The following is a 14,930-nucleotide window of genomic DNA, read 5'->3' as shown; positions in this document are numbered from 1 at the left end:
TTCCCCGACCGACATGAATGAATAATGCCGGGACCAAATCGGTCCACTGTGGACATATCAACAGCGTTGGCGCCCACGAGGCTACCTCGCCCGGCTGGCCGTTCGTGGAGTTTTCGGATTCTGGTTTCCGACTGTCGCGGCGGCAACCGCGCGGCCGGACAGCCAGGCCGCCTCGACCCGCGGCCGGCCGAACCCGTCGCCGGCCAGGAACACGTCATCCACCTGCGCAAACGTGGACTCCGAGGGCCGGGTGGGGCGGGCCGCCGGCCAGCGCCGAGCGGCCACGGAGACCGCGGCGTCGGGCAGCTCCAGCAACTCCCTCACGGCCGCCTCAACGTCCGCGACGGCCGATTCGATGGCGAACGCGGGTGTGGTGTGCGCCACCAGCACCGGAGCGCCGTCGCCGCGACGGGACCCGTCGTCGCACACCGTGGTGAGGACGGGGTGATCGTTGACGAACGCGCCGGTCAGCGGCTTCCAGCAGCGGCGGCGGTAGCGCAGCGCGACGGCCAGGGACGGCTGCCAGTCCTGGGCCTCGGCGAGCGGCGCGGCGGCCGGCAGGAGCAGGGCCGCCTGCGGCGCCGGCATCGCCAGGACGACCGTGCCGCCGAGAACTGTCAGGTCTTTGACAGCGGACCCACAGGTGACGTTAAGCCCCACCGCCAGATCCGCGGCGAGCGAGGCCAGCCCGCCGGGAGCTGCCCACCGCACCGGCGCCGGCCGCGGGGAGGAGGGCGGCGTCCCGTACACCGTGAAATCCCCGGACCAAGGGTGCACCAGACCGGCGCGATGCCACCGCGAGACGACCGCCGCGAACCCGGGGTCGGACACCGTGAAGTAGGCGGCGCCGAGGTCGACCGGCCGCCCGTCGAGGACGTCGCCGCCGAGCCGCCCGCCCGGGGCCGCGGCGCGCTCCAGGACGCGGACCGCGACGCCCGCGTCGTGCAGTGCCCGGGCGCACGCCAGCCCGGCCACGCCCGCCCCGATCACGACGACCGCCATCCGCTTAGTCTCTCAGGATGCAGCTTCCACAGCGGGCCCGCGTCGTCGTGATCGGCGGTGGGGTGATCGGCACGTCGGTCGCCTACCACCTGGCGAAGGAGGGCGTCACCGACGTGCTGCTGCTGGAGCGGGACCGGCTGACCGCCGGGACCACCTGGCATGCCGCCGGGCTGATGGTGACCTTCGGGTCGCTGTCGGAGACCTCGACGCGAATGCGGCAGTACACCCGCGACCTGTACGCGTCGCTCGAGGCGGAGACCGGCCTGTCCACCGGGCTGCGGCAGTGCGGGTTCATCGAGCTCGCCGCCGACCCCGGCCGCCTGGAGGAGTACCGGCGGGTGGCCGCGTTCAACCGGCACCTCGGCGTCGACGTGCACGAGATCTCGCCGAAGGAGGTCCTCGACCTGTTCCCGCTGGCGCGGGTCGACGACGTCCTCGCGGGCTTCTACGTCGCCGAGGACGGCCGCGCCAACCCCGTCGACGTCACCATGTCCCTGGCGAAGGGCGCCCGGCAGCGCGGCGTGAAGATTCTCGAAGGCGTCCCGGTGACCGGCGTGCTGCGCAAGCGGGACACCGTGACCGGCGTGCGGACGGCGTACGGCGACGTCGAGGCCGAGGTCGTCGTCAACTGCGCCGGGATGTGGGCGCGGCAGCTCGGCGAGGAGGCCGGCGTCAGCATCCCGCTGCAGGCCGCCGAGCACTACTACCTCATCACCGAGCCGATCGACGGCGTCCACGCCGGGCTGCCCGTGCTGGAGGACCCCGGCGCCTACGGGTACTTCCGCGAAGAAGGCAGCGGGCTCATGATCGGCCTGTTCGAGGGCGAGGCGGCGCCGTGGAGCGTCGAGCGGGTGCCGGACGACTTCTCCTTCGGCACGCTGCCGCCGGACTGGGACCGGATGGCGCCCTACCTGGAGGCGGCGATGAACCGCATCCCGGTGACCGCGACCGCCGGCGTCCGCACGTTCTTCTGCGGGCCGGAGAGCTTCACCCCCGACCTGGCGCCGATCTTCGGCGAGTCCCCGGAGCTGCGCGGGTACTTCGTCGCGGCCGGCCTCAACTCGATCGGCATCCTCACCGGCGGCGGGATCGGCCGCGCCCTGGCGCACTGGATCGCCGCCGGCGAGCCGGACGTCGACGTGACCGGCATGCACATCGACCGGCTGCAGCCGTACCAGCGCAACCTGCGGTACCGCTCGGAGCGCACCGTCGAGGCGCTGGGCACGGTGTACAAGACGCACTACCCCGACAAGGCGATGCGGTCGGCCCGGGGCGCCCGCCGCTCCCCGCTGCACGACCGGCTCGCCGGGCTGTCGCCGCACCTGCGCGACGTCTCCGGCTGGGAGATGCCCGACGTGTACGGCGTCACCTCGGAACCCGTGCCGTCCTGGTCCCGCCCGTCATGGTTCCCGCAGTGGGAGGCCGAGCACCGGGCGGTGCGCGAGGGGGTGGCGCTCATGGACATGTCGTTCATGGCGAAGTTCCTCGTCCAGGGCCCCGACGCCGGCGCCGTCCTGGAGCGGCTGTCGGCGAACCGGGTCACCGGCAGCGGCCTCGTCACCTACACCCAGTGGCTCAACGAGCGCGGCACGATCGAGGCCGACCTCACCGTCACCGAGCTGGCCGAGGACCGCTTCTGGGTGGTCGCCTCCGACACCGCCCACCGGCACGTCCTGACCCGCCTGCGGCGCCACGGCGCGGTCGTCACCGACGTCACCTCCGGGTGGGCCCAGCTCAACGTGCAGGGCCCGCGGTCGCGCGACCTGCTGGCGGCCGTCAGCGACACGGACGTGACGATGCCCTTCCGCGGCGCCCGCGAGCTGGAGATCGGCTACGCCCGCGTGCTGTGCCTGCGCATCACGTACGTCGGCGAGCTCGGCTACGAGCTCTACATCCCCACCGAGCAGGCCGTGCACGTCCACGACCGGCTCGTCGAGGCCGGCGCCGAGTTCGGCCTCCGGCACGCGGGCCTCAAGGCCCTCGCGAGCCTCCGGCTGGAGAAGGGCTACCGCGACTACGGCCACGACATCGACAACACCGACGACCCGCTGTCGGCGGGCCTCGGCTTCGCGGTCGCCTTCGACAAGCCGTCGTTCATCGGCCGCGACGCGCTGCTCGCCGTGCGCGAAGCGGGGCCGCTGTCGCGCCGCCTGGTGCAGATCCTCGTGACCGACCCGTCCGCGCTGCTCTTCCACGGCGAGGTGGTCCGCCGCGACGGCCGGGACGTCGGCTACGTGCGCGCCGCCTCCTACGGCCACACCCTCGGCGGCGCCGTCGGCCTCGCGTTCCTCGACGCGGGCACCTCGCCGCTCGACCAGGCCTGGCTGGACGCCGCCCCGCTGACCGTGGTGGTCGCGGACCGCGAACACCCCCTCAAGGCGTCGCTGCGGCCACTGTACGACCCGGCGAGCGCCCGCGTCCGCGCCTGATCACGGCACGGCGAAGGCCTCGATCTCGTCCAGGTGGGCCGGGGTGAGGCCGCGGCGGGCGTCCGGCCGGATCAGCAGGGCGCGGCCGGCGGCGGTGAGCTCGTCCAACAGCGGCCCGGCGGCCGGGACCTCATCGTCGTCGGTCCAGACCAGGTGGTCACCGCCGGCCAGGACCGCGCGGGCGGCGGCCAGCTTCGCGGCGGGCGCGTCGGCCACGGTGGTGAACGCGCACGCCAGCGGCGGCAGGCGGAAGAGGCGCTCCAGCTGGTCCGCCCACGGGCACCAGGTGGAGCACCAGCGGACCTCGACGGCGCCGGAGGTGTGCAGGCGGCGGATGCGGGTGGTCAGGGCCGGCGCCCAGCGCATCGGCCAGCCGACCCCCTCGGCGTACGCGCGGCCATGATGCGGGGCGGCGTGCCACGCCGGCTTGCGGGCGTTGACGACCCCGTCGACGTCCAGGAGCCAGACATACGCCACGGCATCCAGTATGGGTCATCTGGTATATATCGATGACTGGCGATGCCATCTAGCCTGAGCGGCATGGTCAGACGCAGATTCGCCACCGTCCTGCTCGCCATTGCGGCGCTGGTCGGCGTCCAGTTGGTCGGCGCGGTCCCCGCGCACGCGGCCACCCGTACCCTCTACTACGACGCGAGCCAGGCGCAGGAGTTCGTGGCCGTGGTCAACCAGGCGGCCACCCTCTGGAACGGCAAGGTCAGCAACGTCCGGCTGGTCCCGGTCACCGCCGGCCGGACGCCCAACATCCGGGTCTACGCCGACAACGGTTGGCCCAGGACGTATTCGACGAGCCTTGGAAACGGTCGCTGGTACATGGGGCGTGAGGCGGTCGACGACGGCTACTACCAGCTGCGGATCGCCACGCACGAGTTCGGGCACATCCTGGGCCTGCCGGACCGCAGGACCGGGCTGTGCTCGGACCTCATGTCGGGCAGCAGCGCGCCGGTGTCCTGCACCAACGCCAACCCGAGCGCGGCCGAGGCGGCGCAGGTCCAGCGCAACTTCGCCTCGGGAGTGACCGCCGAAGTCCAGGAAGTCCTCTTCGTGGGCTGAACGATTGAAGATCGAGAGCCTAGGATGTGCCTGGGCTCTCGATCTTTTACCGCGGAGGCGTGCGTGCTGGCGAGGTTCCTGCAGGTCTGGCTCGGCGCGTGGCCTGCACCGGACCAGGGGATCACGGTCGTCGGGCACCCGGCGCGGGACAAGCCCCGCTGGGACGGCGCCGAGCAGCTCATGCTCGGGGTGACCGACGCCGGAGGCCGCGGGGTGCTGTCCGTGCCGCCCGCGCACCGCGACGAGGTCGCCGCGCTGCTGGCGCGGATGCCCCTCGAAGACCTCCTGGAGCGGCTGCCGGGGCTGCTGGGGCGCCCGGAGCAGGTGTGCTTCACCGGGGTGTTCCGCTGGTCGCAGGCGCCGGCCGAGCTGCCCGACGCGGGGGACTGGGAGCCGGCGGACGGCCCGGGCATCCCCGACTGGCTGCGGCCGTTCCCGGGCGAGGTGCTCATCGCCCGCGACGCCGGCGGCGCCTACCTGGCCGGGGTCGGGTTGAAGCCGCACGACGTCTCCGGCGTCGAGATCTCCGTCGGCACCGACGAGCGGGCCCGCGGGCAGGGCCTGGCCCGGCGGCTCGTCGCCAAGGCCACCCGGCGGATCGTCGCGGGCGGCGCGGTCGCAACCTACCTGCACGACCCGGCGAACACGGCCAGCGCCCACGTCGCCGACGCCGCCGGCTTCCCGGACCACGGCTGGAAGATCCACGCCATGGCCGGGGCGGCCTGAAGCGGAACATTTCCGCGGCAAAGGGGTCAGTGTCGCGCCGCCGGAGTCGATGAGTGCGGTATGTTCCCCCCTTCCGGCGCAGTGCACGTCGGACGTCAGCCGATCTTCGACCGGCACGGTGACGTCCACGGCTACGAGTTGCTCTTCCGCGGCGACGCCGGGGCGGTGGCGGCCGACGAGCGCGGCGCGTACGCCACCAGCCGCGTCCTCATCACCGCCTTCACCGAGATCGGGATCGAGCCCCTGTGCGGGCGCGGGCTGTGCTTCGTCAACCTCACCCGCGAGTTCCTCGTCGGCGACCTGCCGCTGCCGTTCGACCATGAGCAGGTCGTGCTGGAGATCCTCGAGACCGTCACGATCGACGACGTCGTGGTGGAGGCTGTCGGGAAGCTCGTCGCGCAGGGGTACCGCATCGCCCTGGACGACTACGTGTTCGGGCTGGGCCACGAGCCGCTGCTCGAACTGGCCGCGTACGTGAAGATCGACGTGCTGGAGACACCCCCGGACGAGCTCGTCGCGACCGTGGAGCGCTGCCGCAAGTACCCCGGCCTCACCCTCGTCGCGGAGCGCCTGGAGACACAGGAGCAGCTGGAGCACACCAGGGCGCTCGGGTTCGACCTCTTCCAGGGGTACGTGCTGGGCCGCCCGCAGGTCGTCTCCACCACCGCGCTGTCGCCGTCGCGGCTGGCCCGGGTCGAGCTGCTCAGCCTCCTCGTCGGCCCCGGCATCCCGCTGAACCGGGTGGTCGGCCTCGTCACCAGCGACCCGGCGCTCAGCCTGCGGCTCATGGCGGCCGCGAACGCCGACGCGCTCGGCCTGCCGGTGAAGGTGTCCTCCGTCCACGAGGCGGTGCTGCTGCTCGGCGTCGACCGGCTCCGCGACTGGGCCACGCTGATGCTGGTCAGCGACCTCGACGACCCCGGCGCGTCGCAGCTGAGCGGCGCGATCACCCGGGCCCGCATGTGCCAGAACATCGCCGAGCGGATGGGGGTGCCGCCGGAGCCCGCGTTCACCGTCGGCCTCGTCTCCGCCGTCGCCGAGCTGCTCGGCCAGCGCGCCGCCGAGCTGGCGCTGCGCCTGTCGCTCAGCCACGAGGTGACCGAGGCCCTCGTCGACGGGGTCGGGCCGCTCGGGGAGCTGCTGTCGCTCGTCGCCGCATACGAGGCGTCCGACCTGCCGATGCTGCTGGCCGCGCCGGTGCCGGTGGAGGAGACCGCCCTGGCCTACCTGGACGCCGTCGCGTACACCGGCCACATCATCGCGCCCAGGACCCGCCCGGCGACGCCGTAAAACGCGCAACCGGCGGCGCGACCTGCCGATAGGCGGACGTGGACAGCACGCGACCCGTACACATCGGCCGGCAGGCGCTCTACGACAGGCACGGTCACGTCGCCGCCTACGAGCTGCTGTTCCGCGACGGCCCGGAGGCGATGCACGCCTCGGTCCGCGACAGCGCCGCGACGAGCCGGGTCATCGTGGAGGCGTTCACCGCGTTCGGCATCACCGAGCTCGTCGGCGACCGGCGCTGCTTCATCAACCTGACCCGCGAGTTCATCGTGGGGGAGCTGCCGCTGCCGTTCCCGCCGGGGTCGGTCGGGCTGGAGCTGATGGCGGACGTCGCCGTCGACGACGAGGTGCTCGACGGCGTCGGGCGGCTCGTCGAGCAGGGCCACCGCATCGCGGTCGACGACTTCGCCGGTGACGCGTCCCGGGCCAGGCTGCTGCCGTTCGCGCACTACGTGAAGGTCAACATGCTCGCCGGCGACCGGGCCGAGATCAGTGCGATCGCCGGGCAGTGCCGCCGGTTCCCGCGGATCCGGCTCGTCGCCCAGCGGGTCGAGACGCAGGAGCTGCTCGACCTGGCGCGCAAGCTGCAGTTCCAGCTCTTCCAGGGCCACGTGCTCAGCCGGCCGCACCTCATCACCACGCACACGCTGAGCCCGTCGCGGCTGGCCCGCATGCGGCTGCTCGCGGAGCTCGCCGCCGACGAGGTCGACCTGGACCGGGCCGTGGAGACCATCGAACGCGACCCGGCGCTCGCCGTCCGCGTCCTGCGCGGCGTCAACGCCGCCTCCAACGGCCTGCCGCAGCCGGTCTCCTCGATCTTCCAGGCCGTGGTCATGCTGGGCATCCCGCAGGTGCGGCAGTGGGCGACGCTGATGATGGTCGCCGACTTCGCCGACGGCGACGAGGCGCAGCTCACCGACGCCGTCCTGCGGGCCCGCATGTGCCAGACGGTCGCCGAGCGGCGCGGCGCACCCGGCCCGGCGGCGTTCACGGTCGGCCTCCTGTCGGCGCTCGGCGACCTGCTCGGCCGCCCCGCCAGCGAGCTGACCGACCAGCTGCCGCTCACCGAGGACGTCGCGGAGGCCGTCGTGCACGGCCGGGGGCAGCTGGGCGCGGTGCTCACGGAGGTCCGCACGTATCAGCGGGACGCCGCGACCGCCGTGGTCCCCGACCTGGCCGAGGACATGCTGTCGGCGCTGCGCTGGACGAACGCGTCGCTGGCCGAGCCGGAGAGCGAGGACGCCGCCGCGCGCTGAGGCTGACCCGAGGCTGACCCGAGGCGCGCGCAGGTTCGGCGCGGTGCGACGATCATCCGCGATGAGGCGGCTGCATGCGTTGGACTGGGTCGGGATCGGGCTGTTCGCCGCCGGTGGCGTCGCGGTCGCGACCGGCCTGCTGCCGGTGACCGAGGCGGAGGCGACGGTGCGGCGGATCGCGCCGCTGCTCGCGTTCCTCGGGGCGGTGATCATCCTGGCGGAGCTGACGGCGCAGGCCGAGGTGTTCGACGTGCTCGCCGACCGCCTCGCCACGCTCGCCCGCGGGCGGACCGTCGCGCTCTTCGGCGTCTGCGTCGGGTTCGCGGCCCTGACCACCATCACCCTCAACCTGGACACGACCGCCGTGCTGCTCACGCCGGTCATGCTGGCCCTCGCCCGGCGCCTCGGCCTGCCGCCGCTGCCGCTCGCCGTGACCACCGTGTGGCTGGCCAACACCGCGAGCCTCCTGCTGCCCGTGTCCAACCTGACGAACCTTCTCGCCGCCGGACGGGTCGGGCTGGGGCCGGTCGCGTTCGCGGGACGGATGTGGCTGCCGCAACTGGCGGCCATCGGTGTCACCGCGTTGGCGTTGTGGCTCGCGTACTGGCGGCGCACGCCCCGACGGTTCGCGCCGCCTCCGGCGCACCGGCCCAGGGACCCCGTGCTGTTCCGGGTCGCGCTGGGCGCGTGCCTGGTGTTCGTCGCGGGCGTGCTGATCGAGGTGCCCCTGTGGCTGGCGTCCGGGGCCGCCGCGGTCGTGGTCGCCGGCGCGTTCGCGCTGCGGGACCGCGCGGCGCTGCGGCCGGGCCTGCTCCCGTGGCGGCTGCTGGTCTTCGTGACGGGGATGTTCCTGGTCGTCGAGACGCTCGGCGCGCACGGGCTGGACCGGTTCGCGGCCACCCTCATCGGCGACCAGGGCGGCGCCGCCGGGGCGTTCCGGTCTGCCGCCACCGGGATGGGCCTCGCCAACGTCGTGAACAACCTTCCCGCGTACATCGCCGGAGAACGCGGCATCGAGGCGGGACACCGCACGCAGCTGCTGGCGCTGCTCGTCGGCGTCAACGTCGGGCCGCTCGCCGTGCCGTGGGCGTCCCTCGCCACGCTGCTGTGGTGGGAGCGCTGCCGCGCGGCCGGCCTGCGGGTGCCGCCGCTGCGGTTCCTGCTGACCGGGGCCGCCGTCGCGGTCGCGGGCACGGGCCTCGCCACCGCGGCCCTACTGGTGTGATTGTGTGGTTACGCTAAGTGACATGATGCTGCGGTGGTACCTGGTGGCCGCTGGGACCTGCGTCGCCCTGTCGTTCCTGGTGCCCGACGGCAGCTGGTGGCAGGTCGCGGTGCAGGTGCTCACCGGTTACCTGGCGGTCTCGGCGATCATCGCGGGCGCGCTGCGGCACCGCGGGACCGCCCGGGCGGCCTGGCTGGCGTTCGCGGCCGGGGTCGGCGGCAACGCGACCGGCATCCTCGTCGAGGCCTACAGCTTCCACGTCAACGCCGAGTACGAGTCGCCGGGCTGGCCCGACGTCGGCTACCTGGCGCTCTACCCGGGGCTCGCGATCGGCCTGGTCCTGCTGATCCGCCGCCGGTCCGAGGGGCACGACTGGGGCGCGCTCGTCGACGCCACCACCGTCACCACCGGCCTCGGCCTGCTCGCGTGGGTGTTCATGATCCGTCCGGCGATCGACCAGACCGACCTGTCACCGCTGGCCCACCTCACCGGCGTCGCGTACCCGGTCGGCGACGTGCTCGTCCTGGCGATGCTGACCCGCCTGCTGCTCGGCGGCGGCGCCCGGAGCGCCGCGTTCCGCCTGATGATCGCCTCGGCGTTTCTCTTCCTGGCCGGCGACGTCACCTGGGCCGTGCTGAACACGATCGGCGTGGAGCCCGGCCCCGCCGCGCACCGCGTCCTCGGGGCGGTGTTCCTCCTCGCGTACGTCCTCGTCGGCCACGCCGCGCTGCACCGCTCCGCCGCCCAGATCGGCGAGACCGCCGGCCCGCCGCCGAAGCTCGGCCCCGGCCTGCTCGTCCTGCTCACCCTCGCGTCGCTGATGGCGCCGCTGCTGCTGCTCGGCCAGATCGCGGCCGGTGAGGTCACCGACGCGCTGCCGATCGCGATCTGCTCCATCGTGCTGTTCCTGCTGGTCGTCATCCGCATGGCGCAGCTGCTGCGGCAGCTGGAGGCGCAGACCGCCCGGGTCCGTGAGCTGTCGCGCACCGACGAGCTCACCGGCCTGCCCAACCGGCGCGCCTGGGGCGCCGAGCTGCCCGCGGCCCTCGAACGCGCCCGCCGCGACGGTGCCGGGCTGGCCGTCGTCATGATCGACCTCGACCACTTCAAGCGCTTCAACGACGAGTACGGTCACCCGGCCGGCGACCGGCTGCTGAAGTCCGCCGCCGCGGCCTGGTCGGGGCAGCTGCGCGGCACCGACCACCTGGCCCGCTACGGCGGCGAGGAGTTCATCGCGCTGCTGCCGGGCGCGGACACCGCCGAGTCCGTGGCGGTGCTGCGGCGGCTCATGGCGGCGACGCCGCTGGGCCAGACGTTCTCCGCCGGCCTCGCCCAGTGGAACGGCGTGGAGACCTCCGACGAGCTGGTGGCCCGTGCGGACGCCGCCCTGTACGACGCCAAGCGCGCCGGCCGGAACCGTGTCGAGGTCGCGTCCGCTCAGCCCGACACCGACGCCCGGCTCACCCCGAGGTAGACCGTCCGGCGGCGGTGGTCGATGCGGTGCACGGCGTCGACCGGCAGCGTGACCGGCGCGCCGCCGCGGGTCTTCACGACGAGGCGGCCGGTGTCGTACGTGCCCCGGTCGATCGTGCCCACGGGACCGTCGACGGCCTCGACCGCATAGCCGACCAGGACACCGGCCGGCCGCACTCTGGTGATCATTTCCGCCTCCTTCTCGTGGACAGCAACGACTCTCTACCCTGATTGGTGCGTGGCCACGCATTCCGGTCACCTGCCAGGTTTGTATCGCCGCCGGATCGGCTATGTTGCACGCCATGCGTGGATGGCCGCTCGGGCTCGTGGTGTGGCTGCTTCTCCTCGGCGCCGCGGAAGCCTACGGCGCCACCCGGGTCTGGCAGTTCTTCGTCCAGACCGAGCACGGGCAGCTGCTGGACTACTTCGCCATCACCGGCAACAGCATCGGCCGCGCCCGCGTCGAGACGATCGTCGACCGCGTCCTCAACGGCATCTCCGTGCTCTCCCTCACCGTCGCCACCGTGACGGTCGGCTTCATCGCCCTCATCCGCCGCCGGGTCGCCCTCGCCGTCGGCGCCATCCTGCTCATCGGCGGCGCCAACGTCACCACCCAGGTCATCAAGGCCCTCCTCACCCGCCCCGACCTCGGCGTCGACCTGGAGCGCTCCGGCGTCGGCAACAGCCTGCCGAGCGGCCACACCACGATCGCCGCCTCCGTGGCCGTCGCCTTCGTCCTGGTCCTGCCGGCGAAGGCGCGCGCCACCGGCGCCCTGATCGCCGCAGGCTTCGCCGCCCTCGCCGGCGTCGCGACCCTCTCCGCCGGCTGGCACCGCCCCAGCGACGCCGTCGCCGCCCTCCTCGTCGTCGGCGCCTGGGCCGCGTTCGCCAGCGTCTTCATCGTCCTCGTCCAGCGCCGCCACGGCGGCGTCACGTACGGCGCCCCCAGCACCTACGCCACCGTCTTCCTCACCCTCATCTCCCTGGGCCTGCTGCTCGGCGCCGCGGCCGCCCTCTACCTGACCAATCAGGCCCTGGACGTCGCCGTCGACGACCTGAGCCGTCGCCGCCTCTTCGCCGCCTACGCGGGCGGCGCCCTGGGCATCGCCGGCACCGCGGGCCTCATCGTCGCCGCGGTCCTGTCCACCGTCCATCGCGTCGTCCCGCAGCTCGTCCCGCCCCTCGACGACGACGACCTCCCGCCCGCCGCGGCCGACCCGATCGGCGAGCAGGTCACCATCCGCCTCACCAGCGAGGAACCGAACACCCAGCGCCTCGGCGGCCACCCGGACGACCCGACCGTCAAGCTCCCTGGCTAGGATCGCTCGTCGATGTCCGGCACCGGCGGAAGGAACCACCGATGGGCGCGCTGAAGCCATGGCACGTGCTGGTCCTCTGCGGCCTGTGCACCGCCGTCGTCGTCACCGTGGTCGTGGTCGTGGTGGTCACCATGGTGGCCAAGCGCCGCTCGGGCCGCTGAGGACCCGGTCGAGCCCATGTGGATCGAGCTGGCCGCCGAGCTCTTCCCGGCGGCGGAGTTCTCCCCGCCCACCGACGCGGCCGCGATCGACGCCGTCGAGCGGGGTCTGGGCCAGCCGGTGCCGGCGGACCTGCGGGACCTGCTGGCGGAGACCGACGGCCTGCGCGGCGAGTGGGGGCTCGACGTGATCTGGCCGGCCGCCCGGATCCTGGCCGGCAACCAGGAGTTCCGGACGTTCGGGGAGTTCGCCGAGCTCTACGCCCCGTTCGACGGCCTGCTGTTCTTCGGCGACAACGGCGGCGGCGACCAGTTCGCGTACCTCGCCGACGCCCCCGCCGAGGGCGTCTTCGTCTGGGAGCACGAGACCGACACGCGCCGCAAGGTGGCCGACGACCTGGCCGACTACCTCACCCGCGTCCTCACCGGCGACGGCGACGACTGGTACGTCACCTACGACTGAGCCGGCGTCGCGCCCACCGGTGTCGGGTGAACGGTTGGTCCGCAACCATCCGGAACCCGTTTGGGGTGTGGTGCTGCTCCCGTTGGAGCGTTGAGTTGTGGTTGGCAGCACACACGGGGGAACAGCACTGGGAGGCAGACATGATCGGCACCGTCACGGAGTTCATCGCGGAAGCTGTCTTCGCCTCCGACCTGCAGCCGTCGCGGCCCGTCACCGTCGCGGAGGCGTGGGCCGCGGTGACCGTCGCCGTCACCCGGCACGGTGCGCAGGGGTGCGTCGACGTCCTGGCCCGGGAGTACGGGGAGCGTCCGGAGACGGCCGCGCCGCGGATGCGGTTCGCCCGGGAGCTGGCCGCCACCCTGATGCCCGCGACCGCCCTGGCCGGCTGAGCCGAGCCGAGCCGGGGAAGGACGGCCGGGTCAGGCTGGTGGGAGCGTGACGGCGATCTCGTCGCCGAGGGTGGCGCCGTGCTGGAGGTCGAGGTCGTCGCCGCTCCAGAACTTGCCGGGGTCGTACCAGTTGGCGCGGCGGCCTTTGGGGAGCAGGCCCATCTCCTCGTAGGTGACGGCGACCACCTCGGCGCAGTAGGCGGTCTCGAGGGAGGACTCGTTGCGCTTGCGGATGTTCGGGACGCGGCCGGAGAACCAGCGGCCGGCGAGGCGGGCGGTGGACGGGAACGGGGTGCCGTCGAGGCGGGCGATGGTGCGCAGCACCGCTTCCTCCATCGGGGGCGACACGTCGTAGTGCAGCTGGCGGAGCCAGGGGCGCTGGCCGTAGCGGCGGCCCCAGACCAGCACCGCGTCGCGCAGGTCGTGGAGCTGGACGCCGCGCTGGTGGCCGCCGGTCCACATGTCGGGCAGGGACTTGCCCAGCTCGGCGTGCCACATGAGAGGTGGCAGGTCGTCCAGGACGACGGCCATGCCCACGTGGTTGACGGGGCTGTTGGTGAGCGTCTGGATCGCCCGGTCGGCCTTGGAACGGCCGCGGAACACCCAGAGGTCGCCCGTCCGGGTCATCCGGACGGCGTCGTCGAGATCGATAGCTCCCTGCACGACCAGTACCCTAGATGCCCATGAAGGCGAAGTGGTGGAAGGTCCTCGGCCTGGCCGGTGTGGTGGGTGTCGCGGCCACGGGAGTGGTGGTGGCGCGGGCGGAGCGCCGGCGGCGGGCCTACACGCCTGAGCAGATCCGGGCCAAGCTGCAGGAGCGGCACGCGGTCGCACAGGGCGGGACGAGTCGCGGGTCACGTACCAGTGGCACCTGAGGTCACTTAGGGTAGGTGGGGTGCAGTCAATGACTTCCCAGAGCGACCCGGTGCGGGTCCTGTTCCTCGAAAACATCCACCCCGTCGCCGTCGAGCGGATGCGGTCCGAGGGATATGTGGTCGAGACCCTCGGGCGCGCGCTCGACGAGGACGAGCTGATCGCCAAGCTCTCCGAAGGGGTTCACCTGCTGGGCATCCGGTCCAAGACGCAGGTGTCGGCCGCGGCCCTGGCCGCCGCGCCGCACCTGCGGGCGATCGGCGCGTTCTGCATCGGCACCGACCAGATCGACCTGCGGTCCGCGGCCGAGTCCGGGATCGCCGTCTTCAACGCGCCGTTCTCCAACACCCGTAGCGTCGTCGAGCTCGCCGTCGCCGAGATCATCGCGCTGACCCGGCGGCTCACCGAGAAGAACGCCGGGATGCACAACGGCGTCTGGGACAAGGACGCCGAGGGGTCGCACGAGGTCCGCGGCCGGTCGATCGGCATCGTGGGCTATGGCAACATCGGCACCCAGCTGTCCGTCCTCGCCGAGAACCTCGGCCTCAAGGTGTACTTCTACGACACCGCCGACAAGCTGGCCCTCGGCAACGCGCAGCGGTGCGCCACGCTCGACGAGCTGTTGGAGCTGTCCGACATCGTCACCCTGCACGTCGACGGCCGCCCGGGCAACAGCGGGTTCTTCGGCGAGGAGCAGTTCGCCAGGATGCGCCCGCGCAGCATCTTCCTCAACCTGAGCCGCGGCTTCGTCATCGACCACGAGGCGCTGCGCAAGCACCTGGAGAACGGGCACCTGGCCGGCGCCGCCGTCGACGTCTTCCCGAAGGAGCCGAAGGCGAAGGGCGACGAGTTCCAGTCCGCGCTGCGCGGCCTGCCCAACGTCATCCTCACCCCGCACATCGGCGGCTCCACCGAGGAGGCGCAGTCGGACATCGGCTCGTTCGTGGCGGAGAAGCTGCACAAGTATGTGCAGGAGGGCTCCACCACGCTCAGCGTCAACCTGCCGTCGCTCGCCCTGCAGCAGGCCCCCGGCACCCACCGCATCGCCCTGCTGCACCACAACGTCCCGGGCGTGCTCGCCGACGTCAACAGCATCCTCGCCGGCCACAAGGTCAACGTGGAGGGCCAGATCCTGGCGACCCGCGGCGAGTTCGGCTACCTGCTGTCCGACATCGCGATCGACTACCCGGCGGAGATCCTCGCCCAGCTGTCCAACATGGCCACCACGGTCCAGCTGCGCGTGCTGTCGTAAGCCGGGA

At 72.8% G+C, this 14,930-nt stretch carries 16 protein-coding genes; 12 read left to right on the top strand and 4 right to left on the bottom strand.

Annotated features, from left to right (window positions below):
- Positions 1–81 precede the first annotated feature (81 nt).
- Positions 82–1,002: an FAD-dependent oxidoreductase gene (locus tag ABZ321_RS18540; RefSeq protein ID WP_354892582.1), complete on the bottom strand. Its 921-nt coding sequence runs from the start codon at positions 1,000–1,002 to the stop codon at positions 82–84.
- Positions 1,003–1,019: 17 nt separating this feature from the next.
- On the opposite strand from ABZ321_RS18540, the gene ABZ321_RS18535 reads away from it, so the two are divergent.
- On the top strand, positions 1,020–3,431 hold the full coding sequence (locus tag ABZ321_RS18535) for an FAD-dependent oxidoreductase (protein WP_354892579.1): 2,412 nt from the start codon (positions 1,020–1,022) through the stop codon (positions 3,429–3,431).
- Here ABZ321_RS18535 and ABZ321_RS18530 read toward each other — a convergent pair whose 3' ends face one another.
- Positions 3,432–3,908, bottom strand: a complete 477-nt coding sequence (locus tag ABZ321_RS18530; protein WP_354892576.1) for a hypothetical protein — start codon at positions 3,906–3,908, stop codon at positions 3,432–3,434.
- A gap of 63 nt (positions 3,909–3,971) precedes the next feature.
- On the opposite strand from ABZ321_RS18530, the gene ABZ321_RS18525 reads away from it, so the two are divergent.
- The 6 genes from ABZ321_RS18525 (at position 3,972) to ABZ321_RS18500 (ending at position 10,470) form a co-directional block, all read left to right on the top strand.
- Entirely contained in the window at positions 3,972–4,502 is a 531-nt protein-coding gene (locus tag ABZ321_RS18525) for a snapalysin family zinc-dependent metalloprotease (RefSeq protein ID WP_344498260.1), read from the top strand.
- A gap of 63 nt (positions 4,503–4,565) precedes the next feature.
- A complete protein-coding gene (locus ABZ321_RS18520) occupies positions 4,566–5,228 on the top strand; it encodes a GNAT family N-acetyltransferase (protein WP_344498262.1) in 663 nt (220 codons plus the stop codon).
- Positions 5,229–5,288: 60 nt separating this feature from the next.
- Positions 5,289–6,518, top strand: coding sequence for an HDOD domain-containing protein (locus ABZ321_RS18515; RefSeq protein ID WP_344498264.1), 1,230 nt, complete (start codon positions 5,289–5,291; stop codon positions 6,516–6,518).
- 38 nt (positions 6,519–6,556) lie between these two features.
- The gene (locus ABZ321_RS18510; RefSeq protein ID WP_354892572.1) at positions 6,557–7,771 is read left to right on the top strand and encodes an HDOD domain-containing protein; all 1,215 of its coding nucleotides are present in this window, start codon (positions 6,557–6,559) and stop codon (positions 7,769–7,771) included.
- Positions 7,772–7,832: 61 nt separating this feature from the next.
- Positions 7,833–8,996 (top strand): SLC13 family permease, encoded by a 1,164-nt coding sequence (locus tag ABZ321_RS18505; RefSeq protein WP_344498268.1) that lies wholly within the window; start codon positions 7,833–7,835, stop codon positions 8,994–8,996.
- A gap of 22 nt (positions 8,997–9,018) precedes the next feature.
- Positions 9,019–10,470, top strand: coding sequence for a GGDEF domain-containing protein (locus tag ABZ321_RS18500; RefSeq protein WP_344498270.1), 1,452 nt, complete (start codon positions 9,019–9,021; stop codon positions 10,468–10,470).
- Here the strand turns inward: ABZ321_RS18500 and ABZ321_RS18495 are convergent.
- Positions 10,434–10,658 (bottom strand): hypothetical protein, encoded by a 225-nt coding sequence (locus ABZ321_RS18495; protein ID WP_344498272.1) that lies wholly within the window; start codon positions 10,656–10,658, stop codon positions 10,434–10,436. The genes ABZ321_RS18500 and ABZ321_RS18495 overlap by 37 nt on opposite strands.
- Positions 10,659–10,771: 113 nt before the next feature.
- Between ABZ321_RS18495 and ABZ321_RS18490 the strand changes: the two genes are divergently transcribed.
- The 3 genes from ABZ321_RS18490 to ABZ321_RS18480 all read left to right on the top strand — a co-directional run bounded on the left by ABZ321_RS18490 (position 10,772) and on the right by ABZ321_RS18480 (position 12,798).
- Positions 10,772–11,788 carry a phosphatase PAP2 family protein gene (locus ABZ321_RS18490; protein WP_354892567.1) on the top strand — a complete coding sequence of 339 codons (1,017 nt, stop codon included), beginning with the start codon at positions 10,772–10,774 and terminating at the stop codon, positions 11,786–11,788.
- 177 nt (positions 11,789–11,965) lie between these two features.
- On the top strand, positions 11,966–12,409 hold the full coding sequence (locus ABZ321_RS18485) for an SMI1/KNR4 family protein (protein WP_354892564.1): 444 nt from the start codon (positions 11,966–11,968) through the stop codon (positions 12,407–12,409).
- Between the two features lie 140 nt (positions 12,410–12,549).
- Complete coding sequence (locus ABZ321_RS18480; protein WP_344498276.1) at positions 12,550–12,798, top strand: hypothetical protein; 249 nt, start codon at positions 12,550–12,552, stop codon at positions 12,796–12,798.
- 30 nt (positions 12,799–12,828) lie between these two features.
- Here the strand turns inward: ABZ321_RS18480 and ABZ321_RS18475 are convergent, their stop codons facing one another.
- Positions 12,829–13,425, bottom strand: coding sequence for a hypothetical protein (locus ABZ321_RS18475; protein ID WP_344500658.1), 597 nt, complete (start codon positions 13,423–13,425; stop codon positions 12,829–12,831).
- A gap of 56 nt (positions 13,426–13,481) precedes the next feature.
- Between ABZ321_RS18475 and ABZ321_RS18470 the strand changes: the two genes are divergently transcribed.
- Together ABZ321_RS18470 and serA are read left to right on the top strand one after the other, a co-directional pair.
- Positions 13,482–13,673: a hypothetical protein gene (locus ABZ321_RS18470; RefSeq protein WP_344498278.1), complete on the top strand. Its 192-nt coding sequence runs from the start codon at positions 13,482–13,484 to the stop codon at positions 13,671–13,673.
- Between the two features lie 29 nt (positions 13,674–13,702).
- Entirely contained in the window at positions 13,703–14,923 is a 1,221-nt protein-coding gene (serA, locus tag ABZ321_RS18465) for a phosphoglycerate dehydrogenase (RefSeq protein WP_344498280.1), read from the top strand.
- The last annotated feature ends 7 nt before the right edge of the window (positions 14,924–14,930 follow it).

Source organism: Dactylosporangium sp. NPDC006015, from assembly GCF_040614215.1.
GTDB lineage: Bacteria > Actinomycetota > Actinomycetes > Mycobacteriales > Micromonosporaceae > Dactylosporangium > Dactylosporangium maewongense.
The sequence above is the reverse complement of the archived record's forward strand: the minus strand, read 5'-3'. Positions and strand labels throughout refer to the sequence as shown.